This window comes from Cerasicoccus sp. TK19100 (genome assembly GCF_027257155.1).
GTDB classification, from domain to species: domain Bacteria; phylum Verrucomicrobiota; class Verrucomicrobiia; order Opitutales; family Cerasicoccaceae; genus Cerasicoccus; species Cerasicoccus fimbriatus.
In genome coordinates this window covers 85,892-110,522 of the sequence record NZ_JAPWDU010000007.1, presented here as the reverse complement: position 1 = coordinate 110,522, position 24,631 = coordinate 85,892, and the positions used below count along the sequence as shown (strand labels likewise).

Annotated in this window: 19 protein-coding genes; 6 read left to right on the top strand and 13 right to left on the bottom strand. The window is 59.7% G+C overall.

Annotated elements, in window-relative coordinates; genetic code table 11:
* Positions 1-216: 216 nt before the first annotated feature.
* Positions 217-2,340 carry a beta strand repeat-containing protein gene (locus tag O3S85_RS17910; RefSeq protein WP_269542201.1) on the bottom strand — a complete coding sequence of 708 codons (2,124 nt, stop codon included), beginning with the start codon at positions 2,338-2,340 and terminating at the stop codon, positions 217-219.
* Positions 2,341-2,475: 135 nt separating this feature from the next.
* Here O3S85_RS17910 and O3S85_RS17905 point away from each other — a divergent pair, with 135 nt between their 5' ends.
* Genes O3S85_RS17905 through O3S85_RS17895 form a run of 3 tightly spaced genes read left to right on the top strand, consistent with a single transcriptional unit; the run spans position 2,476 to position 6,386 of the window.
* Positions 2,476-3,849 (top strand): sulfatase, encoded by a 1,374-nt coding sequence (locus tag O3S85_RS17905; protein ID WP_269542200.1) that lies wholly within the window; start codon positions 2,476-2,478, stop codon positions 3,847-3,849.
* A gap of 54 nt (positions 3,850-3,903) precedes the next feature.
* The gene (locus tag O3S85_RS17900; protein WP_269542199.1) at positions 3,904-5,601 is read left to right on the top strand and encodes a sodium:solute symporter family transporter; all 1,698 of its coding nucleotides are present in this window, start codon (positions 3,904-3,906) and stop codon (positions 5,599-5,601) included.
* Positions 5,602-5,651: 50 nt separating this feature from the next.
* Positions 5,652-6,386 carry a TVP38/TMEM64 family protein gene (locus O3S85_RS17895; RefSeq protein WP_269542198.1) on the top strand — a complete coding sequence of 245 codons (735 nt, stop codon included), beginning with the start codon at positions 5,652-5,654 and terminating at the stop codon, positions 6,384-6,386.
* Between the two features lie 124 nt (positions 6,387-6,510).
* On the opposite strand, the gene O3S85_RS17890 is transcribed toward O3S85_RS17895, so the two are convergent.
* Complete coding sequence (locus tag O3S85_RS17890; RefSeq protein WP_269542197.1) at positions 6,511-8,898, bottom strand: fatty acid cis/trans isomerase; 2,388 nt, start codon at positions 8,896-8,898, stop codon at positions 6,511-6,513.
* 118 nt (positions 8,899-9,016) lie between these two features.
* Between O3S85_RS17890 and argA the strand changes: the two genes are divergently transcribed.
* The gene (argA, locus tag O3S85_RS17885; RefSeq protein ID WP_269542196.1) at positions 9,017-10,333 is read left to right on the top strand and encodes an amino-acid N-acetyltransferase; all 1,317 of its coding nucleotides are present in this window, start codon (positions 9,017-9,019) and stop codon (positions 10,331-10,333) included.
* A 29-nt stretch (positions 10,334-10,362) separates the two neighbouring features.
* Here argA and alr read toward each other — a convergent pair whose 3' ends face one another.
* The 10 genes from alr to O3S85_RS17835 all read right to left on the bottom strand — a co-directional run bounded on the left by alr (position 10,363) and on the right by O3S85_RS17835 (position 20,905).
* A complete protein-coding gene (alr, locus tag O3S85_RS17880; protein ID WP_269542195.1) occupies positions 10,363-11,544 on the bottom strand; it encodes an alanine racemase in 1,182 nt (393 codons plus the stop codon).
* A gap of 58 nt (positions 11,545-11,602) precedes the next feature.
* Positions 11,603-12,532 (bottom strand): cation diffusion facilitator family transporter, encoded by a 930-nt coding sequence (locus O3S85_RS17875; protein WP_269542194.1) that lies wholly within the window; start codon positions 12,530-12,532, stop codon positions 11,603-11,605.
* Positions 12,525-13,793 carry an enolase-like domain-containing protein gene (locus O3S85_RS17870; RefSeq protein ID WP_269542193.1) on the bottom strand — a complete coding sequence of 423 codons (1,269 nt, stop codon included), beginning with the start codon at positions 13,791-13,793 and terminating at the stop codon, positions 12,525-12,527. Before O3S85_RS17870 ends, O3S85_RS17875 begins: the two co-directional genes overlap by 8 nt.
* Positions 13,794-13,838: 45 nt before the next feature.
* Positions 13,839-15,077, bottom strand: a complete 1,239-nt coding sequence (locus O3S85_RS17865; protein WP_269542192.1) for an NAD(P)/FAD-dependent oxidoreductase — start codon at positions 15,075-15,077, stop codon at positions 13,839-13,841.
* A gap of 27 nt (positions 15,078-15,104) precedes the next feature.
* A complete protein-coding gene (locus O3S85_RS17860; RefSeq protein WP_269542191.1) occupies positions 15,105-16,013 on the bottom strand; it encodes a chorismate transformation FkbO/Hyg5 family protein in 909 nt (302 codons plus the stop codon).
* Between the two features lie 129 nt (positions 16,014-16,142).
* Positions 16,143-16,880, bottom strand: a complete 738-nt coding sequence (locus O3S85_RS17855; RefSeq protein WP_269542190.1) for a class I SAM-dependent methyltransferase — start codon at positions 16,878-16,880, stop codon at positions 16,143-16,145.
* Between the two features lie 216 nt (positions 16,881-17,096).
* Positions 17,097-18,386: a dGTP triphosphohydrolase gene (gene dgt / locus O3S85_RS17850; protein WP_269542189.1), complete on the bottom strand. Its 1,290-nt coding sequence runs from the start codon at positions 18,384-18,386 to the stop codon at positions 17,097-17,099.
* A 34-nt stretch (positions 18,387-18,420) separates the two neighbouring features.
* The gene (locus O3S85_RS17845; RefSeq protein ID WP_269542188.1) at positions 18,421-19,737 is read right to left on the bottom strand and encodes an NAD(P)/FAD-dependent oxidoreductase; all 1,317 of its coding nucleotides are present in this window, start codon (positions 19,735-19,737) and stop codon (positions 18,421-18,423) included.
* Positions 19,738-19,775: 38 nt separating this feature from the next.
* Positions 19,776-20,306: a DUF1353 domain-containing protein gene (locus tag O3S85_RS17840; RefSeq protein WP_269542187.1), complete on the bottom strand. Its 531-nt coding sequence runs from the start codon at positions 20,304-20,306 to the stop codon at positions 19,776-19,778.
* 53 nt (positions 20,307-20,359) lie between these two features.
* Positions 20,360-20,905, bottom strand: a complete 546-nt coding sequence (locus O3S85_RS17835) for a hypothetical protein (RefSeq protein WP_269542186.1) — start codon at positions 20,903-20,905, stop codon at positions 20,360-20,362.
* A gap of 148 nt (positions 20,906-21,053) precedes the next feature.
* Between O3S85_RS17835 and O3S85_RS17830 the strand changes: the two genes are divergently transcribed.
* Together O3S85_RS17830 and O3S85_RS17825 are read left to right on the top strand one after the other, a co-directional pair.
* On the top strand, positions 21,054-22,484 hold the full coding sequence (locus O3S85_RS17830) for a phytoene desaturase family protein (protein WP_269542185.1): 1,431 nt from the start codon (positions 21,054-21,056) through the stop codon (positions 22,482-22,484).
* A gap of 263 nt (positions 22,485-22,747) precedes the next feature.
* Positions 22,748-23,464 carry a hypothetical protein gene (locus O3S85_RS17825; RefSeq protein ID WP_269542184.1) on the top strand — a complete coding sequence of 239 codons (717 nt, stop codon included), beginning with the start codon at positions 22,748-22,750 and terminating at the stop codon, positions 23,462-23,464.
* A 6-nt stretch (positions 23,465-23,470) separates the two neighbouring features.
* Here the strand turns inward: O3S85_RS17825 and gcvT are convergent, their stop codons facing one another.
* Positions 23,471-24,565 (bottom strand): glycine cleavage system aminomethyltransferase GcvT, encoded by a 1,095-nt coding sequence (gene gcvT, locus O3S85_RS17820; RefSeq protein WP_269542183.1) that lies wholly within the window; start codon positions 24,563-24,565, stop codon positions 23,471-23,473.
* Positions 24,566-24,631 lie beyond the last annotated feature (66 nt).

The window sequence follows — 24,631 nt, the reverse complement described above, 5'->3', positions numbered from 1 at the left end:
GAAGTCAAGGTTTAGTGGTTAGACATATAGCCTATGCAGGCATGATCGGTGTCCTTGCCAACTGCGCAACATATCGTGTTTGACGCTATAACTTCGACCACCTTGGCCTATCGGCCATTCGCCGCCAATAAGCGTCAACGCAATTTCAATATTCAAAAGCCGCATACTCCAGACGGAGCATGCGGCTTTTCTTTCAGTCAGTAAAAATTGTTAAAACTAGCTTTGTTGGCGACGACGGCGCATCCAAACCAAGGCCAGCCCTGTCATGGCGAGGAACCAAATCGTCTCCGGCTCAGGCACCTGGGTGACGGTTAAATCCAACGACGTTGCGTTGAGCGTCAGGAAGCCCTCGAAGCCATCCGGCACATCGCCAAAGATAAAATTGTCTTCATCGAAACCGCTGCTGGAGCCGAATTCAAAGAGCGTGTAAGTGGTCTCGGTCAGCCCGCCCGAATCGGAGATATTCAAAACGGCCGAGGTGATCGGACCACCGGCGAAAACCATGCTGCCTTCGATATCGACGAGGTCAGAGCTGGTGCCCAGTTCGAAGTCAAACTGCGTGTCGGCATCGAAATTCAGGTCGCCAGCTACTTGGATCGTGCCGGGGCTGTTGCCGGGAGAAAGCGTCGCACCGCTGTTCAGCGTAAGCGCGGCGAACTGGCCATTGCCCCCCAAGGTTGCATCGGCCAAAACCGTGGTCAGCGTGCTTTGATCCTCGCCGTTGATGATCACCACGCCACCGGAAATTTCACTGCTTTCAAAGTTGGAAATGATGCCCGCATAAGTCAGCGGCTCATTGATGCCAGAGGACAAATCGATCGAGTCCGTGCCGGTGCCACCGTCGATGTTTCCGGTGACGGAGCCGCCAATCAGGTTAACGGTGTCATTGCCGCCTTCGGTCTGGATCGCGATGCCGTTGTTACCCTGGATCGTGCCGTAATTATTGATCGTGTCATTGCCGCCACCGGTCTGGATCGCGCCGCCGGTCCCCACGCCATTGCCTTGGATCGTGCCCGTGGCGCTGTTGGCGATCTCGTCGTCAAACTCGCCCACAAACTTAATCGCGTAGCTGGACACACCGCGGATCGAGCCCGCGTTGTTAATAGTGGTCGTAGCCACGCCTGAGCCACCCATGCCGTCATCGATCAAAATGCCTCGCCCTTCACGGGAGAGATTGCCCGTAGCCGCCTGGCCATAAATATCGCCGCCTTCCATGTTGTGGATGATGCCGCCGCCAGCCGCAACACCCTCGGCATTGTTGGGGTTGCCGCCGCTGTCGTTGCCATCAGCGCCCAAACCGGCAATGGTGCCATAGTTGGTCAAGTTGAGCACGCCGTCGACATCCACGCCATCGCCGTCGCCCGTGGTGACACCGGAGAGCGAGCTGACGCGGCCTTCGATCGTGCCGCGATTGGTGACCGTGGCACCGGAGGTGGTGGTGAGCCCGTCGATATTCACGCCTGAGCCGTTAAGCCCGGTGATAAGGCCGCCGACTTCGTTGTTCACCTCAATCGTGTAAGTGTCGGCACCCCCCGTTACGCCATGGCGGCCTTGAATCGTGCCACTATTGGTCACTGTAACCCCGGTCGCTTCACCAAGGCTGATGCCGTCATCCGACTGCAGCTCCGTGCCGTTGACGACTGCGGTCGCCTGAATGTAGGCACCACTTTGGTTGATGACAAAGCTGTTGTCGCCGACGCGAATGGTGTCGCCGTTGGTGCTCTCGATGTTGCCAAAATTATTAATGGTCATGGTGCCACCGGCTTCGATTGCACGGTCAGCCTGCGAGCGGATCACCCCGTTATTCAGGATTTGGCCGCCACCTCCGACCAGCACGGCGACGTTGCCGGAGGCGTCAATCGTTCCGCCAACCATATTATTGAGGTCAAAATTCGTGCCGATGTAGCTATCAAAATCGATAGCCTGCCCGCTGCCCAAGGTCGTGATCGTGCCGGCGTTGTCCAAGTCGATACTCGGGTTGCCAGTGCCGGCATTCCACTGAATGGCGTCCGCGTCACTCGTCTGGATAAACGCACCGGAATGGTTAACCAGATTAAAAGTATTCGGCAGCGTATTAATACGCACCGCGCGACCCGTGCCATTTTGCAGAAGGAAGTTACCGTTGATCAGCGTGCTGTCGCCAGTAACCGTGACGGCGACACTACTCCCGCTGACCGTTAATACGCCGGAGCTGGTAATCTCGCCCGTGCCCGAGCTGAGCGTCTGCGGCGAGCTGCTGGCACCGTTGATCGGGTTTGGCCCCGGCGCAAACTGTGCATGCGCCAATGGCAGTGTGAGTGACGAAATGATGAGAGCAGTGGAAGTAGGCTTGGATAGCATAAGAACTTCTACTGTTAATAGACTCAGACTGGATATCAATAGTAGAGTCTAAAGAATCTAGTTACAATTATGTGAAATCTGCGGACCTTAAAACGTGATTGGCATTCGCGGCCTGACTATCTTCAATCAACGCCCATGCATTCCCCCAACATAGTTTTCGTTATCTGTGACGACCTCGGCATCAATGACCTGCACTGCGATGGCCGCGAGGATCACAACACTCCGCGCCTCGACGCCCTCGCCGCCGAGGGGACGCGCTTCACCTCGGCCTATGCCTCGCAGGCGATTTGTTCGGCCTCACGCGCGGGCTTGCTAACGGGTTTTAATCCCGCGCGCCTGCACATTACCACGTTCCTGCCCGGTCGCCCCGATGGCCCGGCCCAGCGCGTCCTCCATCCGGAAATCGAGATGAGCATCCCCACCTCGATCAAGACGCTGCCCCGCTATTTCAAAGAAGCCGGCTACACCACCGGACTTATCGGGAAGTGGCATGTGGGCAATGAGCCCGGCCCCGAAGAGCATGGCTTCGACTACGTCTACCGGCCCTCCGACGGCAAGAGCACCGAGCCTTCCGAGACCGAAGGCGGCAAGGCCGAATACGAACTAACCCACAAGGCCATCGAATTCATCGAGGCTAATCAGGACAAGCCCTTCATCGCGTATCTCGGCCACTACACGCCGCACATTCCCTACACCGCCAAGCCCAGCCTTATCGAGAAAAACAAGGACGCCTTCGAGCCCGTTTATGCCGGCCTAATCGAAGAGCTCGACAACAGCATGGGCGTCTTGCTCGACAAGATTGACGAGCTCGGCCTGGCCGATAACACCATCGTCGTTTTTACCTCGGACAACGGTGGCCTCCACGTCCCCGAGGGCGGGCATCAACGCGTTACCCACAACACGCCGTTTCGCGCTGGCAAGGGCTACGTTTACGAAGGCGGCCAACGCGTGCCGCTCATCGTCCGCTGGCCAAAGAGCATCCCCGCTGGCCGGGTGATCGATACACCGGTCAACAACGTGGACTGGATTCCGACGCTGCTGGAGCTAATTGGTGCCGAGGCCCCCACGAACCTCGACGGTGCCAGCTTTGCCCGCGGCCTGCTCGGCGGGGAAATTATCGAGCGCCCGCTGTTCTGGCATTTTCCGCATTACACCAACCAGGGCGGCCGCCCCTGCGGCGCGATGCGCGATGGCGACTGGCTACTCGTCGAACGCTACGACGTCGAGACCGCCGAGCTCTACAACCTCGCCGCCGACATCAGTGAACGCGAAGACCTCGCCGCCGAAAACCCGCAGCAGCTCGCCGCCATGCAAGCAGCTCTCGATACGTGGCGACAAGAAATCGGCGCGCAATACAACACGCCGAACCCCGACTGCAATGAGGAACTTTTCCGCAAGCTCTACGTCGACACCGACCCCAGCCAGTTCGACCCGCTCAATGCCACCGACGAGCAATGGGCCGAGATCCAGCAGTGGTCCAAAGACATGCTCCAAGCCCGTGGGAAGTAGACAAATTTAAAAGTTCCTTGAGCCCCAGGGAGGTCTGCCATTTAGTTACAATGGATGCACCCCTTAGACTACACCATCGTCGCGGCTTATTTGGTCGGCCTGCTCGGCATGGGCTTCTACCTCGCGCGCAAGGCCAGCCAAAGCGCGGATGACTACTTCCTCGGGGGGCGCAAGATGCCGTGGTGGGCGCTCGGGGCCTCCGGCATGTCGAGTAATCTCGACGCCGCCGGCACGATGACCATCGTCACGCTGATCTACCTGTTCGGCCTGCACGGCTTTTTTATCGAGATGCGCGGTGGCGTCGTTTTGCCCATTGCCGTCTTTCTGGCGTTCATGGGAAAATGGCACCAGCGCTCGCAAGTGATGACCACCGCCGAGTGGATGGAGCTACGCTTTGGCGCTGGTTGGGAGGGTAAGCTCGCGCGCCTGCTCGCCGCCCTGACCTATCTGATCATCACCGTCGGCATGGTCGTGTTTTTCATTGCGGCAGCGGGTAAATTCCTCGCGGTGTTCCTACCCTTCGAACCCGCGACCTGCTCCGTTGCGATGGCTATTATCGCACTGGTGTATACCATGGTCTCTGGTCTGTACGGCGTAGTCTGGACGGATGTATTTCAGGCTTTCCTCATTGGCGCGGCGGCGATCTATGTTTCCCTTCGCGCATGGCTTCTGGTCGATCCCGAGCTACTCGCCGCTTGGCCGGGCGCGGACTACAACACCGTCTTCCCCAGGCTTGGCAGCGCCGTGGGCGACTACGAAATCTTTGGCCTGTTCCTGCTCGGCTGGTTGGGCAAAGGGCTCATGGAGGGGCTCGGCGGCTCGGGTGGCTCCGCCTACATGGCGCAGCGCTTTTACGCCGCGCCGGACGAGCGCGCCTGCTCGCGCATCGCCATGCTCTGGGCGGTGTTGTTTGCCTTTCGCTGGCCGATGGTGCTGGGCTTTGCCGTGCTGGCCATCCACTTGGGCATCGGGCAGGATGACCCCGAGCGCATTCTTCCCCTGGTGCTCCAATCAGAGTTTTTTCCCGCCGGCATTCGCGGCATTGTCGTAGCGGCGATCTTTGCCGCATCGATGTCTACCTTCGACAGCACGATCAACGCGGGTGCATCCTACGTCGTCAAAGATGTATTCCAGTTGGCCAAGCCACAGGCTTCGCAACGCGCCCAAGTCATTGCGGGTTATGTGGCCTCGATTGGCATTGTTGCCGCTGGTCTTGTACTGGCGCTGCTAACGGTGGAGTCCGTCGTCGATGTGTGGGTAACGATCGTCATCCAGCTCTTCCCTGCCTTCCTTGTGCCGTTCACGCTGCGTTGGTATTGGAGCCGCTTCAACGGGCTCGGATTCGCACTGGGGATAGTCTTCGGCTTCGGCGCGTCGTTCTCGTTGGTCTTTGTCGACCTGGGCCTAAACGAGCTTCAAATTCTGCTGAGCGTGATGGGGGTGTCGGCCATCGGTTGCTTGCTGGGAACATTTCTCTCGTCCCCAACCTCCCGGGTAGTGCAGGAAAATTTCTACCGCCAGATTCGCCCCTTTGGGCTCTGGCCACGTGCTTGGAAAAAGGATGACACCCGCGAGCATCGCCGCGACATGACGAGACTTATCGCTGCCCTGGTTTGGCAGATCGCGACTTTCCTACTACCGATGACGTTCGTGCTCAAGCTATACCCCAGCTTCACCGGACTGTTCGTACTTTGGCTGGCGCTTTTGGTCTACCTGCTTCGCACTGAAGCCACACCAGCCAATGATAACTAGCTGATTTAGACTGGTCCTGATGTGGGATATCACCTTCACTAAGACTCAGCATGCACCGCTACTTTGGCAAACATCTGGACCGCACGACGGCCCGGCACGACCACCGGCATAACTGGCAAAAAATCGCCCGGCAGTGTATCATCATCACCGTGGCCACGGCGCTGCTCGTGCTCGGGGGCCTGCTGCTCAAGGACCAGATGCCGGACATTGAGGCGTGGATCAAAGCACAAGGTCACTGGGCTGGCGCGATATTCATTTTGGTGTTCTGCATTGCAGCACTGTTCTTGGTGCCAGCGAATTTATTCATCTTCATCGCAGGCGTTTTGTTTGGCTTTGGCTGGGGCTATGGTTACACAGCCATCGCGTTGTGCTTCCTGATGCTCGCTCAATTTTGGATCGGCCGCCACTTGCTGAAGGGGCGTATGGAGTCCTTCATGGCGCATCACCCGAAGTTCAACGCGATCGATAAAGCCGTCTCCGAAAAAGGACTACGCGTGGCGTTCCTGCTTCGACTTGGCCCAGTGCCGGTCGGCCCACTAAGCTACATTCTGAGCGTGAGCCGCATCACGTTTCGCACGTATGTCATTGCGTCACTGGGGGCCTTCGTCAGCCCGCTCGCGGTGGTGTATTACGGCAATCTCGCTGGCCACCTGACCAAGCTCGCCACCGGCCAGGAGCACCACAGCGCCGGGCACTACATCGCGATGGGCGGCGGCGCGGTCGTGGCGGTCATTGCAACAGTTTACATCAGCCATGTGGCGCGCGAGGCGTTGAAGGATGCGTAGGCGGTTGGCTTTAGCCATCCGCATTTCAATGCAGCGATGCATGTTGGCTTTACGATACATACCGGCTAAAAAGCACGTGCTTAGCCATAGCAATATGTCGGCCTCTAAAGAGACCGACCTACGTCTAAAAATCCGAATCCTGAAACATATAATACGTCAGGTCGAAATGGCCGGCGAGCGGGGCGCGGTTCGCAAAATTCCACTCCGTAAACCAATCAAAGGTCTGCCAGAAATCGGGTTCATTGCGCAGCGCGCCGTATTTCTTTTTCCACGCGGTCCAGTCGGCAGTCGTCTTTACCGCCTTCAAATGCTGAAGCATCGTCAACGCATCACTCAGCTCTACTTCGACGAGTAAGTTCGGGAAATCGCCGATTACGCTTTTATAAACGCTCATCGTATCGAGCTCGGGTTGGGCGGCACCATTCTCGTCGAAGACCAAGTCGTTAAAGGCATAGGCTCGGTTGGCGACAATCGTATAAACGTGGTCCTGCGCGCCGTCCTTTAAACGCACGTAAGTCAGACTCGGCAGAAACGGCGTGAAGCTCTGGTGCGTTCGCATAGTCAGCCCGGCGACGGCGTTTTCCCAATCGGCGATGCTCTCAATTCTCTCCGGTAAAGTCACCTTATCGCGGGTCTGCGCGGGGTTGAGCGGATCAGGCGGACCGCTCACCTGCTCCCCGAGTCGCGCCTGAATCTGCGCAAGCACGTGGCTGATCGGGTCGGTGTCGTCGCCCTTCACGGCGCTGGGCGCATCCTCACCGGGGAACGGCATGGTAAAGAGGATGTCCTGCCCGATACCCTGCGTCCATTGGTTACGGTAATGCTGGCGCTCGCTCGGTGGCAGCAGCCGCAAAAAGTTGTCTTCGAACTCCTGGCGCAGGTAGCCCATAAAGGTCCACGTGCTGAGCTTTTCCTCGGTGCTGCCCCAGTAAGTGTAGTCCGCGACGAGCGAATAATACAGCCGCTCCAGCCCACTAAAATCGACGAGCCAAAACGTTGGCGGGATGCCGCCCTTACGTCCGTAAACCACGCTGGCGTTAGTCTCGTTGCGCAAGATCGTCAGCCACGCGTTGGGGTTCTTTCGGCCGCCATCCCAGATGTCGGTTATCGCATAGCCATCGGGTTTGTATTGATACAGCACCTGCTTGTAGGCCTGTTCGTAAGCTTCGTTGCCACGCTCGCTGAAACTCATAAAATCCTCCCAATGCTTCATGCCGAGCTCGGGGTTGAGCACCGCCGGATCGCTCTCGGGCTTCACGAAAAAAGCCCAGAAGTAATCCTTGATCGCATACGTCGCGAGGTTGCCCACGCAGACCGGTCCCTGGATCATGCCGCTGACGATGAGCTTGGAATTTTCATAGAGAAACGTCGCGCGTTGCATCGCGGGGATCGCCCGAAAAACTTCAAACGGATTGTGCGAGGCGTAGCCCGGATTAAGCGGCCCGTCGCCGTTCCATTTTTCCGCGAAAAAGATTTCCTCCAAGCGCGCGCGGTCGGCGTCGCCCAGCTCCCAAACGAAGAAGGATTTCTGCGCGCGGGCTTCGGTGATTTTTTGCAGCCGGTAGTAAACTTTCTTCACCTCCTTGCTAACGAACGGATCGTCAAACGGGCGCGAGGTAACGATCTCTTCGATCGGTTGCCCTGGTGGCGTCGCCGAGCGCACCAAGCGGAAATACGCATCCGGCATCGCATCGAAATGATACGTCGCCAAAAACGTGTGTTCGTAAAGGTAACGCGAAACCAGCGGCGAACGTTCGTCATCCTGATTGAGAAATTTTTCCCAAGAATCGATGGTCGACTGCGACGGGATAAAATTCAATGCCGCCTGCGCCTCCGGTGTCGGTCCGGGTGCGCCATCTTTGATCCAATCCGTGAGCACCTGAATCTCCGTCGCGTTGAGCGCGGGCAGCGCAAACGGCATCCCGGCGGCGGGATTATTTTGCAACCAGGTGTCGATTTTGCCGCCGCTCGCGCAGACGTGGTTATTGGCGTTGGCGTGGACATCGGCCACCGGCGCGAGGGCGAAATCACCCTGGTTGTGCGCGTAGCCCGCCATGATCATTTTATAGAGAATGCTGTTCTGCAGGCGCTCGCCCTCGGGCTTGTCTTCTGCGACCACGGAGAAAAAGCCACGCTTGCGCCAAGCCTCGACGGATGGCTCGTCATTGAGCCGCACCGGCCGCTCGGGGAAGAGATGCGTGCCGTCGGGGTTGACCGGCCGCGCACCACGCGCCAGGCCCTCGTAGCAGGTCAGCTTGAGCAGACAAGGCGAGTTCAGGCAACCGTGGCAGGCAATACAGCGCGCATTAAAAATCGGCTGAATCTGTGACAGGTAGCGATCCTGCGCAATCACGGCGGCGGGGTCGGAAATAATCGCATCGCCATAGTTGGGCGAGTCCGCCACGAAGCTATCGAACTTTTTCTGAAAATCGGGTGCCAGATTATACACCGCCACCAGCGCGCCAATCAGCAACACCAGCAGCAGCACCAAGCCTAGAAGAATCTTAACCATCGGATGCCTCATGCCCTCAGCTTGGGAGGGCGCGGGCCGTGGCACAACCCGAAAGCGCGGCGGCGAGCCTTGCTTTTTGGTTTACGCTCACGCACGCGGCGATAGTAGTTGATTGTAAATGAGTGACTTGCCGCCTCCGACCACTTCGCTGAAACCCTCCGACTTGCGGGGCATCCTTGAGTATGTCCCGATGTTCCGCGGGCAAATTTTTGTCGTGGCGATTGACGGCTCCGTGGTCGACGACGACAACTTCGGCAACGTGATTACCGACCTCGCCGTGTTGAAGAGCCTGCACATTCGCATCGTGCTCGTGCACGGCATTGGGCGGCAGCTCAAAAATCTTTCTGCCGAGCGCAACATCCCCATCAGCGACGCCTACGGCAGCGCGCCGACGGACGACGCCACGCTCAAGCTCGCCACCAAAGCCTCGGCTGAGGTCGGTCAAAACGTCGTGCGGCAGCTCACGCGGCATAACCTCAAGTGCGCGCTAACCAACGCCGTCCGCGCGACCGAAGTCGGCGTGATACGCGGCGTCAACCACCTGCATACCGGCAAGGTCGACAAGATCGATTTTAGTCTCGTGCGCGACTTGCTCGACCGCGACATCGTGCCCGTGTTCAGCCCGATTTGCTTCGACCGCGAGGGCGACCCGCTGCGGGTGAATTCCGACCTGATGGCCACTGAGCTCGCTACCGGCATGCAGGCCTCCAAGCTCATTTACCTGACCCCACACGAGGGGCTAATGATCAAGGGCGTCACCAAGGTCAACGTCCCGTTGGACGAGTTGCAAAAAACGCTCAAGAAAAGCCCGGAAGACGTGGACACGCGCCTCATCAGCAAGGCCCGCGAAGCCTGCGCCGCGCTGGAGGCCGGCGTGTCCCGCGCACATATTTTGGACGGCCGCGTCTTTAGCGGACTGCTCACCGAGATCTTCGACAAGGTCGGCCTCGGCACGATGATTCACGCCAACGCCTACCAACAAATTCGCGAAGCGCGCAAGAAAGACGCGCAGGCGATTTATCAGATTTTGCGCAACGCCGCCAACCGCACCGAGGCCGTCGTCACCCGCACCCGGCAGGATGTGGAAAACCATATCGACGACTACTTCGTTTACGTGGTCGACGAGAGCATCATCGGCTGCTGCGCGCTGCAACCACTCAAAGGCTCGCGCCCCAAGGCCGCCGAACTGGCGGGCGTGCTCGTGCAACCGTTCTATCAGGGCAAAGGTGTCGGCCGCACGTTGACGGAATTTGCGATCTCCGAAGCCAAGCGCCAGGGCTATAAAAAGCTGATCGCGCTCAGCACGCAAAGTGCGCGTTTTTTCGAGGTCGCCGGCTTCGTCGAAGGCAGCCCGTCGGACCTCCCAAAAGTCCGCCGCGAAAAATACGAATCCACCAAGCGCGCCAGCATCGTGCTGGTCAAGGCACTGGACTAAGCACACGTTTTTTGGTAGGGACGTACCGCCTACTGCTCGCGCGCCGTCTTATAATGTCGGGGCACCCGCTTGGTGATCGAGCAGAAGATTTCCCACGGGATGTTGTGGCACCAGTGGGCGAACTCCTCCACCGTGATGCGCGCCAGTTGTGGGCCTTCGCGGTCGGGCTCGCGCAAGTGCGGCGGCAAGGGTTGGGCACCAATCAAAGTCGCCACGTCCCCCGGTGCGGCCTCGGGCAGGTCGGTCACATCGACAATGGTTTGGTCCATCGTCACGCGGCCGAGCACGGGGCAGCGTTGGCCGTGGATCAGCACTTCGGCGCGGTTACTGGCCGTCGTCGGAATGCCATCACCGTAGCCAGCGGTAAGCACCGCCAGCCGACTCCGCCGTCGCAAACGATGCGTCTGCGAATAGCTGATCGGCACGCCGGACGGCAGCTCCTTGATGATGCCCACCCGCGCGTGAAAGCTCAGCACCGGCTCGGGTTTAATGCGGTCCAGCAGTGAGCCGCGATACGGCGCGTGGCCGAACTGCAGCAGCCCCACGCGCACGGCGTTAAAGGGGCTGTCCGGTGAAAGCGTGTCGAGCCCGGCGCTGTTATCCGCGTGAATGAGCAGCTTCTGGTCTGCGAGTTCGGGCAACTTGTCGAGCAGTTGTAGGAAACGTTTGCGCTGCAGCGTGGTGTATTCTGGATCGCTGTCGGCGCTCGAAAAATGGGTAAATACGCCCTCCAGCGCAATATGCTTGGCGGCGATTAATTTCTCAAAAACCGGCCGCGCTTCGGTGTGCCAAACGCCGAGACGACCCATGCCGGTATCGACCTTTAGGTGGACGCGGACTGGGCGTTTGTGCTTGCGCCCCAACTTGTCGAGGCGCTCGATTTCCTCCGCCGTGGAAACGGTCGCAACGAGGTCGTAATGCAGCAGATGCGCCTCCTCTTCGGGGAGCACCGCCCCGAGCACCAGGATCGGCCAACCGGCACCGATCTCGCGCAGCTCGGCGGCTTCGTAAACATTGGCCACGGCAAAGGCGTCGGCTCCGCTTTGCATGAGCCGCGCCACCGTCTGCGGCATGCCATGGCCGTAGGCATCGGCCTTGACCACGGCCACGTAGCGAATATGCGACGGGAGCGCCGCCCGGATTTTCCCCAGGTTTCGCTCCAGTGCGGCCAGGTCGATCTCCGCCCAACAACGTTGCGTCGCGCCATTCATTGGCAGTCAGTCTTGGCGAAATTGAGCATGGGGCAACGTGTATTTTTCACGGCGGAAATTACATCTCGATCTCCGCCCAATCCGGATCATGAGTGACGATTACATCGACCACCAAATAGGGGTACGCTGGCTTGAGCTTATTGAGAATCGCGCGGCGGCAGGCGTCCTGCTCCGCCACGTTTTGCGGCCAGGGCGCGTCCTTCGCGATCACGATAAACAAATGCAGATAGACAAACCGCCCGGCGCGCACCGCCCGGACTTCGCTGCTGAGGTGAGCCTTGTCTTGCAAAAATTCCGCCAGCGTCTGGCGCGCATCGACGAGTAGTTGCGCATCCACATTACGGCCCAAAATCTGCGCCCAATTATGGCGGATGATCTGCACCGGGATCGGGAAGAAGACCAGCGTCAGCACCATCACCGCAAAGGGGTCTGCATAAGGCGTCCAGGCGCTGAAGCGCGAATTCTCCAGCAGGTAAACCACCAACAATGCGACGGCAATCACGGCGCTCAAGATGGTATCGAGCAGCCAGTTTTTCGCGTCCACATCGACAATGGGCGAGCTGCATTGCCGCGCCATTTTCCGCAGATTCAGCGCAAGAAACCCGGCTATCACGGTCGCGGCAATCGCGTAGAAAAACGCCACGCCCGCCTCGATCTCACGGCCACCATGGATCAGCGCCTCGACGGACGACACGAACGCCAACAAGCAGACCAATGCGATCAGCAGGCCTTTGCCCAGGTTGAGCATCGGCTCGTAGTAAACGTAGCCAAACGGGTAGCGGTCATCGGTGGGGCGCAGGATCATTTTGGCGACCTTCAGCGAGAGGAGCGCCACCACGAAATTAATCAGCGAAAACACGCCATCGAGCAGAACGGCATCCGACCGGCTGAACACCGCAAAAATAATCCCGAGAAAGCCCAGCACCAGGTTCCCCCAGATGCTAAAGCGCAGCGCGCGGTGCTCGGCGGCAATGGCTTCGCTAGGCATGGGCCAAGACCGCGGCGTCGATCTGCGGCAGGCAGCCGAAGGGTGCGCGGAAAATTTCGCCCAGGCTGATGCCACCGCCGGATGCTTGCAGGCACAGGTCCGAGTCAAAGGTTTCGGTGTGGGCACTGGCGATATCTTCCCGCCAGGGCACATCGGCCGCAATCGGCTCAAAGGTAGCCGGCGAGACCGTGCACGAGCCAAGGCCGAGCGCCGCAGTGGCCGCTATCTCACTGAGCTGCGCCAACGGCAGGCCATTGCTCAGCGGGCCGCCAATCATCGTCCACTTGCCGATCGGCTCGCGGTCGCGACGCGCGCCCAGCAGGCAGGCGTCGATGATGCCTGGGATGATGCCCCGCTCCGCGCGGAAGACCGTGCCCGCATACCCCCACTCCAGCGCGCGGGCGCAAGCACCGAACTCGTCGTCGGATTCGTCGATGATAATCGCGGGCCGGTCCGGCCACTCGGCAAAAAGCGCCAGCGCAGCGTTGCTCAGCGTATCATCCACGGCAAACGGCTGCTCGATGCAGACGATGCTGCGGGAAAATTTCTTTAGCTCCGGCGTGGACTTAACGCCGTCCCACAGTTCACGCAGCGCACGTGCTTCGGTGAAGGCCGCATTACCCTCCAGGCTGACGGCGTAGCGGCCTTCGATCCGGTCCAGCGATTCTGCCAGCGAAATGATCCGCAACAGATCCGTCGAAGCCTGTCCGGTGAGGCCAAGGCTAAAATTGCGATAGCCTTTCGCCACCGCTTCATCCAGTTGCGCTTGTGGCGCGTCGGGAGCGATCAGCATTTGCAGCGGCATCGAGCCAGTATTGACCGGCATCAACAGATCACTGGGGTGCCGGCCTTTGAGCGGGCGGCAGACTTTGCCCAGTTCGATTTTAAAATCGTTATCGCGCAGACAGGCAGCAAAGGGCTTTTCCGTGCCGCGGCAAAACGCGTCCATGAGCGCGCGCTCAATGATGGCGACGCCAAAGGCCGCGGCCGCTGCGGGCTTGTCGTTGGTTTTCTGCCACGAGGCCAGCGCATCGCGGAGCTGCTGCCAGTAGCTGAAAACCGTTCCCGCGCGCACTTCGGTAGCCATGCGGGCAGCCTGCTCGGCGGCTTGCACGAAGTCATGATCCGCGCTGGGCGGGCGCATCAGCGCACAGCCGCGAACGGCACCGCCCGACCCCAGCGTGAGGGACAAAAAGCAAATCAGGGCAGTGTCATCAGGAGAGTTGAACCGGCGGATGGAGGAGCGACGAACGCGGATCATACAGGGTATCTACGTGCTCACCGCGAAGAGGCCAAGCGCAATCGGTCAGCTTAATTCCACCAGCGGCACGAGCGGCAGGCGGCGATTCAGGCGGCAAATCGCGCAAAACAGCCGAAAACGCCAGCGCAGCCCGGGCCCCATCTGTGTGTGTCCGGCGATAATGGAATTAACCGCCGCAAACAGTTGCAGCGTGTTCGTCGGGCTCATGAAAACCGAGAAGCCATGCGGGTCGTAAAACAGGCTGACGAGCTCGTTCATCACCGCCACGCGATCATTGATCTGCCGCGTGTAGCCCTGCTGTTCAGCCGGGGTCAAGGCACCGCGTTCCCGGGCTTCGTTGATCAGCTTTGCCGCGCTGGAGGCCGAGGAAAGCGCCAAATAAACGCCCGAAGAAAACACCGGATCGAGGAAGCACGCGGAATCCCCCAGTAGCAGCCAATTGTCGCCCGCAAACTGCGATTGGCGGAAGGAATAATCCGCCTCGACGTGGAAATCTCCCAGCGCCTCGGCACCAGCCATCCAGTCGCGCATAAATGGATTAGCCGCCACGGATTCAGCAAAAGCATCCTCCGGGCGCTGCTGCTTGGCCCCCGTCGTGACCAGCCCCACCGAGGTCCGCTCGGCATCCAGTGGTATCGACCAAAACCAGCCCACCGGCACGCGCACGATCGTGATATTGCCCGCCTCGCGACCCGGCCGACGCCGGACGCCGCGAAAGTGGTTAAACACCGCATAGCGCTTCGGCAGATGGTCGAATCCACTACGCTTGAGCCCCAGCGTGCGCGGCAGCACGCCGCCGCGACCGCTGGCGTCGAGCACCCAATGGGCAGTCAGCTCCGAGCCATCACTGAGCGTGGCCCGCCATTGGCCGTTTTCCTGCATCAGGGATTTTACGGCAACGGGTTGGCGCACCTCGCAGCCAGCTTCTTTAGCCCGGTCCAACAGCAGTTGGTCGAACTTCGCGCGCTCGACTTCGTAGGTAAATTCATAACCCGGCACAAAGCCATTAGCAAAGACGTTGTGGACCATCTGCTCGCCGTCCCCGTAGAGAAACTCCGCGCCGTATTTGCGGAGAAAGCCCGCTCCGTCCATCCGGTCCCACACGCCGAGCTCTTTTAGCACAGGGTTCACGGCCGGGATCAGCGACTCGCCCACATGAAAGCGCGGGTAGTCCTGCTTTTCGACCACAACCACACGATGCCCCGATTGCGCCAGCAATATACCCGCCGCCGCGCCCGCCGGACCGGCACCAATAATCAGGCACGATGAATGGGGATCAGCCATGGCAACACAGATCACCCGCCGCGGCGGCTAGGTCAAGACTGCCGGCCAGGAAAGTTCGATTTCTACGAGAAGCTCACTCCGGCAAATGTCTGAGCGAACGATGTTCGTGCGCTCGCGGGTGCACCAAGCATGCTCGTCGATACACGCCATGACCGCGTCCATATGCTCAGGATGGCGCACATACGCGCGGCCATAGGCCTGGCCCACGGACTTAATATCCTGACCCAACGAGCTGACGCTCTCAGCAATGATCCGGTCAAGGTTTTCACCCGTCACTTTGAGCTGCCCCGCCAAGTCGCCCGGCGAAATACTCTCCGAGCCGCGAACCGAAGCCGTGCCGGAAATGTAAAGTGCGGGCGACTCACCCGGCACGTAGGAGGCACGGCTAAAACACGGCGGCCGAGGCCCGTAGCGCTCGGGGTAATTATAGGCCGGCTCTTGCAAAGGGTTTTCCTGATGCAGCGCACGGCGGTGCGTCCCGAGCACATTGACCACCAGACAGTCATCGTCCACACCCACCGCAGAGGCCGAGCAATACTGCTCATTGGCGCGCGCGCCAAAGTGCTCCACAAACGCCTCGTGGCGGCCCAGGCAAAAGGCGCGGTAGTTCTCCAGGCCGTCGACTTCCTCGTTAATACCCGGCACGAAATTCCAAATCCGCACCAACTGAGCATCGGCGAAATCGCGTAAGACCCGCTGATACGCCTCGTGCGCGGTGTCGGCCATCGTGCTGCGAATCGGCAGCACATAGGCCGCGCTGAGCCAGCCTTCGCTCTCGGAAATGAAGTGATGCTCCGATTGCTCGAAGATGTCCTGCGGCCCCGCAACAAGGTCCTCCACGCCGCTGCCCAGCAGCATCGGCGTAGCCACGTGAATATCACCGTTGGCCGGATCGAGCCCGGACTTTTTGGCACCAAATACAACCCGGATGGGCATAGCTACACGGTGCGCTTCCGGCGATTGGCAGACGTCTCACGCGCGTGAAAAGTTCCCCTCGCCTGGTATGTGCAAGGAGCCGGTAAATGCGGTATGTTCGCGAAAGAAGTCGGTCGTTTCATAAGGCGCCTACTCGAATTTTTCGGCGTAGTATTCACTAAAGCACCCCAGGAGCAAGTTATGTTTTGGCTCGCGGAATCCAGCCTTGCGCAGCGCCTGTAGGACCTCCGCCGTCGGGGCCATCTGGTCCATCGTGTCCCAGTAATACGCCATCAGGTAGCGCGCGGATTCACTGCCGGTAAAGACCTTCGTCAGCCCCGGCAGGATGTGCTTAAAGTAGAGCTTGAAGAAGACTTTGCCCACCCGGCCGGGCGGTGTAGTGACGTCCATAATCAGCATTTTCCCGCCAGGTTTAAGGCAGCGGTGAAACTCGCGGAAAGACTGCTCCAGCTCGTCCACGTGGCGCAGCGCAAAGCCCATCGTCAGAAAGTCGAAGCTCGCATCGGGCACCGGCATGGCGTCCGCGCCGGCCTGAATATGCTCGCAGTTAATCAGCTTGCGGGACTCGGCGATCATGCCGGCGCTGGGCTCCAGGCAGGTGATGTCGGCCTCGTTTTCCTTGCCAATCACGTCGCGGGCAGCGCGGGCGGTGGGGCCCGTTCCGGCGGCGACATCGAGCACCTTCATGCCCGGCTGCAGTCCATACTTTTTCAAGGTCCACACGCGGTAATTGTGCCCGGTGCCAAACCAACCCCATTTGGCGATGCCTTCATAATGCGGCGCGGCATCGTCGAACACCCGGCGCAGGAAACCTTGTTTCTCCTGAAGCGAATCGTAGTGCTCAGTCAGTTCGGGGTGCGGTTGCATCGCAAGGTTCTCGCAGAAAACCAACGATTCCGGCAACGCAAAAACACACTAAGAAAGGTCGGTGATCGAACTGAAACGAGCTATTCAATGAAACAGTAATCTTACATGTAGGGCTCGCGCTTGCGCGATTCCGCCATTGCCTCACCATCAGCAGGGTACGGCATCGCGCAAGCGCGAGCCCTACATGACAACGCCAATGATCGCTAACCTTAAGCCTTACGACAAATCCGTGATCGAGCCGAAGTCCGGGTCGAACAAACGCTTGTAGAGACGCGCGGCCTGTGGGTCCGTCAGGCTGGCGATGAAGTCGCACAGGTAGCGCGCGCGCGCGGCTTCGCTGTCGGCGGCAATCGTCCAGCTATGCGCGGGCTCGGGCAGGAGCTTGAGCGCGCGGCCACTCACCCGGCCCGGCAGGTAGTGCTCGGCCAGCGCGTTGAAAAGCTTGGTAAGGATCACACCGCCCTTGAACTCGATTTGCTGGATGCGCGTGGACTTAAAAATCACGTCCAGCGCGAGCTTCTTGTAAATCGCGCACTCCTGCTTCACCTCGGGCTCGATCACCACCGTGTAGGCGTGGCGCTGCGTGAGGTCGCTGAGGAAATTCTCCACCGGCTCCAGCTTACAGGCGTGAATGAAGTCACCGACTTTGCGGGCAAACTTCGGCTCAAGCTTGTTCGCGGCCATGTTGGCCAGCAAGTCGCGGAATTTCGGGTGATCGGCCATCCAGGCGTGCTTATCGTCCAGGCCGGCTGCCCAAGATTGGACGGTGTCCACGGTCAGGAAGCCCGCCTTCGCGCCATCGACGATGTCATGCAGCGAGTAGGCGGTGTCATCGGCCCAGTCCATGATCTGGCACTCGATGCTCTTAAAATCATTCAGCTTCAGGCCGTCGGGGGCCGCGCGTCCGCCAAAAACAAAGTCACGAATATTGGCCTGCTCATTGTAGATAAAGTGGTTTTCCGGCGGCTCGCCCAAGCGATCCGTTTCCTCCGAGCGCAGCGCCTTGTATTTGAGCACGCCATCGAGAAACGCGCGTGTCGGGCTCATGCCGGTAGCACCGTCGGCGCGTTCGTAAATGAGCTGCGTCAGAATGCGCAAGGTCTGGGCATTGCCTTCGAAGCCGCCGTAGTCGGCCATCAGCTCGTTGAGCTTACGCTCGCCGATGTGGCCGTAGGGCGGGTGTCCGAGGTCGTGGGCCAAGCCAATCGCTTCCAGCAGATCGAGGTCGACAAACTGCCCGCCCATTTCCTCCCGGCGCAGCCATTCGCCAATCGAGCGCGCGATGCGAGCCACCTCTAGCGAGTGCGTCAGCCGCGTGCGGTAAAAATCGTATTCGCCCGATTGAAAAACCTGCGTCTTCGATTGCAGCCGGCGAAAGGCAAACGAGAACACTACCCGGTCACGGTCCACCTGATACGGCGAGCGATGCGGATCATTCGCCGGCGGTTGCGGGCCATGGTCGCCCCAGGCGGCGGAGTCGAAGTCGGTGTAAAAAGCGTCGGGCATCGCACGTTCATGAAAGCCCATCCGCCAGCGATGGCTAGCCAATTTTCGGCGGGCGCTTAACCCGGGGTTCGCGGCCACCGGTGATCAAGCGCGCGCCGCGGGCGGTGAAGATATACGTCCACAGCCAGCCAATGCTCACCAGCACCTTGTTGCGAAAGCTGATCAGGAATAAAATGTGGATTGCCGCCCAAAGCACCCAGGCAATGAAGCCCTGCATCTTCAAGCCGAAGACGTCCGCCACCGCGCGGTTGCGGCCAATCGTCGCCATGCTGCCTTTGTCGAAGTAGCTGAACGCGTTGCGCTCTGGGGGCTGTCCGCCGCGCTGCTGCGCCTCGATTTCCTGGCGGATAATTTTCCCCACGAACGCCCCACCCTGCATCGCGCCCTGGGCAACACCCGGCACGGGCTTACCCGTCTTGGCGCTTTTGGCCGCGGCCTGATCCCCGATCACGAAGACGTTCGGGTGACCGGGAATGCTCAAATCCGGCCCAACAACGATGCGCCCCGACCGGTCCAGCTCGACGCCCAGCGTCTGCCCAACGGGCGCACCTTTCACGCCAGCGGCCCACAGGATGTTATGCGTCGGGACAAACTCGTCGCCGCAAAAAACGCCGTCCTCGTTCATATCGGTCACGCGGGTATTCAGGCGCACTTCGACGCCAAGATCCTCCAGTTGCCTTAGGGCATCGGCAGAATTTTTCTCGGGCATAGCGGGGAGCACGCGCGGCCCGCCTTCCATCAGGATGACGCGTGCCGTGGTCGTGTCGACATGGCGAAAGTCCGCCGGAATGACTTCGTGCGCGATCTCGATCATCGCACCAGCAAGCTCGCAGCCGGTCGGCCCGGCACCGACGACAACAAAGGTCAACGCCGCTTGCCGCGCCGCGTCATCGGTTTCCAGCTCGGCTGCTTCAAACGCCAGCAAGAAGCGGCGGCGAATCTCCGTGGCGTCGTCAATCGACTTTAGGCCGGGCGCGATTTTTGCCCAGTGGTCGTTGCCAAAATAGAAATCAGCCGCGCCCGCCGCGAGCACCAGGTAGTCGTAGGACACCTGCTCGCCCTTGACCGTGATGCGGCGGTTTTCGAGGTCGACCGCCTCCACCTCACCCATGACGACGTGGACATTCTTCTGGTGCCGGAACACGCGGCGAATCGGTGCCGCGATGTCCGCCGGGTTGAGCGCCGCCGTCGCCACTTGGTAGAGCAGCGGCTGAAAAAGGTGATAGTTGCGCTTGTCGACAAGGCCCACATCGGCCGACAAGCCATTCAACTCCTTGGCCGTCGCAACGCCGCCAAAGCCGCCGCCAACAATGATTACCCTCGGTTCCCGTTGCTCAGTACTCTCTCCCATCGCGTTGCCATTCTACTCACGAACCGGCGCGATGCAAATTAATCGGCGTTATCATTGTCGTCCCACACCTTGCGCCCGAGGCTGGAGTTGACGAAAGAAAATATCGTGTAAAGCGCATCCAGATTCTCGCGGGGCTTTGCCGTTTCCAAGTAGCCCACACGCATCAGCGTGAGCATTGCCTCGGCAAAGGTCAGGTTCACCTCCTCAAAGGACTTATCCGTTAACCCGTCGTCGTGCGCCTGAAATTCCCAATCGTGAATGATGTGCGCCGGGCCATAGTCCCACGGCGAAAATCCCGGAATGGGCCAAACTAGTCGCGGAATGCTCGCACCATCGGTCGTCATGGCTTTGGGCGTAATCTGTTCGACGACAGCCCCATTGGCATCCTTGCGATGGTAGGTGAATGGGTCCGCGGCATCCGGATGATACATGAAGTGGTTCGGGCCGGACCAGCTCAGGTAAAAGCGCCCAGTGAAGGCACCGATGTTCAGCGAATTAATAAAGCGCTCCTGCCGAAAATCATGCAGGCGGCGGACACGGTTATGATAATGGCGGTTGGTTGGCATCATTGATTCCTAACCGAAATCAACAATACTTACAAGCTCAGGCTTTCGCCAAGAACTTACTCCGGCTTCTGAGCCAACTCGCCCGCACTGGGGACACTCTTTAACGCCAGCAGCGCTTGCTCCGTGGCGCGGCCATGGGCGTTAAACCACGCGATCATCTCTTTTTGCGGATCGGCTCCGACAAAGCGATGCTCATAGACCACGGCAACACTCACCGACTGATCGCCGTCCAAAGCCGTCATCGTACGCAGCATGCTGGCCACGAGGGCGTCGCCGTCTTGAAAGTAGCCCACGATCAGGTAGCCGATGGTCGCCCCGGATTCATTGCGGGCAATATTGGCCTTTTGGATTTGGCCCTTGGCCATCAGCTCCTCGCGCAAACCATCGGTAAAGCTGCGCAGGGCGTCTTTGGCTTGTCCTTCCGGCGCAAAGATCAGCTCCACGGATTCCGCAGAGTTTCCCTCCGGCGCAAAGCTAAAGATATCCCCGTCGGCCTCGGTCAGCGTGTAAGTGGTGCCATTGAGCTCGAACGTCGGTGCCGCATGGGCCGCGCAAAAGAACAGCGTGAACATTGCCAGGGCGAAAAATAGGTTTTGCTTCATCACCTGCGTAGAAAACCTGAATGTCGCAAAGAGGTCCAAGGTAAACTTTGGTAAAAACCAAAGCGAGGTGGTGCTAAGTTCAGTGGTTCCGCCCTTGCCTTTCGCGCGCCGCCGCCTACCTTGACCGGTTTTCATACCTCGAAACAACATGGCGAAAGACTGGCTGGAAGGCATTGAAGACGAATATGACGTGGTCGTGATCGGTAGTGGTCTCGGCGGATTGACAGGTGCCAACACCCTCGCAAAAATGGGCCACCGCGTCCTGCTGCTGGAGCACCATTACCAGCTCGGCGGTCTCGCCACCTGGTTCAAGCGCCCCGGCCGGCACATCTTCGACATTTCGCTGCACGGCTTCCCCCATGGCATGATCAAGAGCTGCCGCAAATACTGGAGCAAGGACATCGCCAACCGCATCGTCCAGCTCAAGAGCGTGCGCTTCATCAACCCGCAGTTCGACGTCGAGACGACCTTTGACCGCGAGGACTTCACTAAGATTTTTGTCGAAAAGTTCGGCGTGCCCCGCGAGCAGGTGGAGGGCTTTTTCGAGCACCTCGCCCAGATGAATTACTACGACCGCGATGACCGCACGGCCAAGGAGATGTTCGAGGAATTTTTCCCCGGCCGCAACGACGTGCACCGCCTGCTCATGGAGCCCATCAGCTACGCCAACGGCTCCACTTGGGACGACCCGGCCATCACCTACGGCATCGTGTTCTCCAACTTCATGAGTAAGGGCGTGTTCATCTACCAGGGCGGCACGGATCAGCTAATCGCCCAGATGAGCGACATTCTGGAAGACAACGGCGTCACCCTGCGCAAGAACTGCCTCGTCGAGCAAGTCCACGTCGAGGACGGCCAGATCACGGGCGTCACCATCAAGCCGCGCACCGGCGAAACGCGCACCGTCAAGTGCCGCGCCGTGCTCTCGAACGCCAACATCAAAAACACCATTTTCGAACTGGCGGGCAAAGAAAACTTCACGCCCGAGTTCATTGCCGAAGCCGAGGCCGTGCGCCTCAACACCAGCTCCTGCCAGGTCTACATCGGCATCAAGCGCGGTGAGTCGATCCCCTTTATCGGCGACCTCGTCTTCACCTCCGAAGCGCAGGATTTCTCTAGCGACGAGCTGACCAGCTTTACCACCAGCAGCCGCACGTTCTCGGTTTACTACCCGGAAACGCGCCCCCACGTGGAGGACGACCGCTACGCCATCGTGGCCTCGCTCAACGCGCGTTGGGACGACTGGAAGGACCTCTCCGACGAAGACTACGAAGCGGCGAAAACGCGTCTGTGCGAAGAGGCCCTCGACGGCCTGGAAAAATACATTCCCGACATCCGCAGCAAGGTCGACCACCTCGAAGCCGCCACCCCGCGCACCGTCAAGAGCTATGTCCGCCACTTCGGCGGTGCCTCCTTCGGCACGAAGTTTGAGGGGCTCAAGGTGTCCATGGCCCTGCCCGACCAGCTCACCGGCCTCTACCACGCCGGTTCGGTTGGCATCATCATGAGCGGCTGGCTCGGCACGATCAACTACGGCGTCATCGTGGCCAACAAAGTCGACAGCTTTTTGCGGAGCTAGTTGGCGGAAGAAGCGAAATCTCTATTGAGCCGTTTAACCGGAGGGCAACACTCCGTTGTTGCCACCCCTTGCCAACGATCAGTTTTGGGGATTCGTGACGCGACACCGTCCTTCTAGGCTTCATGTTTTATGAGGCGGCGACAACGGAGTGTCGCCCTCCAGCCAAGACAGTTGCATTCATTTTTACCAGAAAATGATTGCAGGCCATTACGGTAGGGAATTCCGTAATAGGCAAATCGTGCGCACTTTGCCGCGCCGCTGTCATGAGATTCTTTGGATTCATTTACCGTATACTGGCCCTGACCGGCTTTCTGTCGACCGTGCTCGTCGTGGGCTACATTGCGCTGCCCTACAAGTCCGAGCGGGTCGAGGCCGCGATCGCCAAGGCCAAGGAATCCGCCGAAACCCTGCGTGATCAGGTCTTCCCCGGCCGCTTCGAGTCACCCAATACAAACCAGCCCGCCGACGACGGCATCTCGCCGGAGTGGAACAGCAGCCTGCCGTCCTTTAGCCCAACCACGCCGCGCGAACGTTCACGACCGCAGTTCGACCTCGGTAAGCAACCCGCGCCCGATCCGGATCAGCCGGCCATCCTGCCCCTGCCCGAGCACGGGCTCTCCCACGTGGTCCACTCGCGCCCCACGCCCAACCAGCTGGAGATCATCAACGACTCGCCGGTGCTCCACTCATTGGTGAAGCTGGAAGACGCCGATACGGGTAAAGTCCTCTCCAAGCATTTCATTCGCTCGGGGGAAACCTTGTCCATCGACGCGCCCGACGGTGTTATCCGCGCCAAAGTCGCCTCCGGTCGCGATTGGCTGGGCGAGCCCTATCTCTTTGGCGACGAAACGATATTTTACGATATGTCGGGCCCCATCACCTTGAACAACCAAGAGGGCTTCTACTACCTGTCCTACGAGATCAACGTGATTACCCACCAGCAGTTGATCAAGCGCCCGTTTAAGCGTGAAGAGTGGTGAACCGCGCTACTTGTGTAACGGCGGCTGCTTCGCGGTGATCGGGAAACGCTTGCCGCGGATATCCACCTCCAGCGAACCGACGTCCGCCAGGGCGTCGACCAAGGCGCTGCCAATCGGGCAACCGAGCACCGGTGACTGCGTGCCGGAGACCACCTCGCCCACCTGCTGGTCCCCCGCGAAGACGGGGGTGCCCGCGCGGGCAATCCGGCGGTCGGCCATCATGTAGAAGACCGCCTTGCGCTTCGGGCCATTCTGACGCTCGGCCAGCAGGGCTTCCTTGCCAATGAAATCGCCGGGCTTGTCGAGCTTCACGGTCCAGCCCACACCGCCTTCGGTCGGGGTAATGTCGTCGCCCAGCTCATGGCCGTAAAGCGGCAGCCCGGCCTCCAGACGCAGGCTGTCACGCGAACCGAGGCCCGCCAAGGCGAGGCCCATCGGCGTGCCGACTTCGACAATCAGGTCCGCCAGTTGACGGGCATGGCCGCTATGGCAGTAAATTTCCACGCCGTTCTCCCCGGTGTAGCCGGTGCCGCAGATCAGGCAGGGGATGCCACCGAGCTCGGTTTCGATAATGCGGAAGCGCTTCACCTTCAGCTCCTTACCCGCCGGAGTTTGGGCCACTGCGTTAAGAATTTCCATCGCTTTGGGCCCCTGCAGGGCGAGCTGCGCGTAGGTCGCCGAGACGTCCTCCATCGTGCAGTCAAAGCCGCCGATGTGCTGGGCAATCCAGTCGAGGTCCCTCTGAGTGTTGGCCGCATTGAGACAGAGCAGGAACTCGCTCTCGCGCAGACGATAGACGATCAAGTCGTCCACCACGCCGCCAGTCGGGTGGCACATCGGCGAATAGACGCCCTTGCCCACTGGCGTGCCCGCGATCTTATTGGGCAGCAAATAATCGAGAAATTTCTCCGCCTCGGGCCCCGTCACCAGCGCCTCGCCCATGTGGCTGACATCGAACAGCCCGGCGCGCTCGCGCACGGCGGTGTGCTCATCGAGGATGCCTGTGTATTGCACCGGCATTTCCCAGCCGGCAAACGGGACCATGCGGGCACCGTGGTCGAGGTGAAATCCGTAGAGCGGGGTGTGCTGCAAATCACTCATAGGCGCGGATTGTCTGACAATCCTCTCACAAGCCAAGCAAAAACCCGACACGAGGCCGGGTTTTCA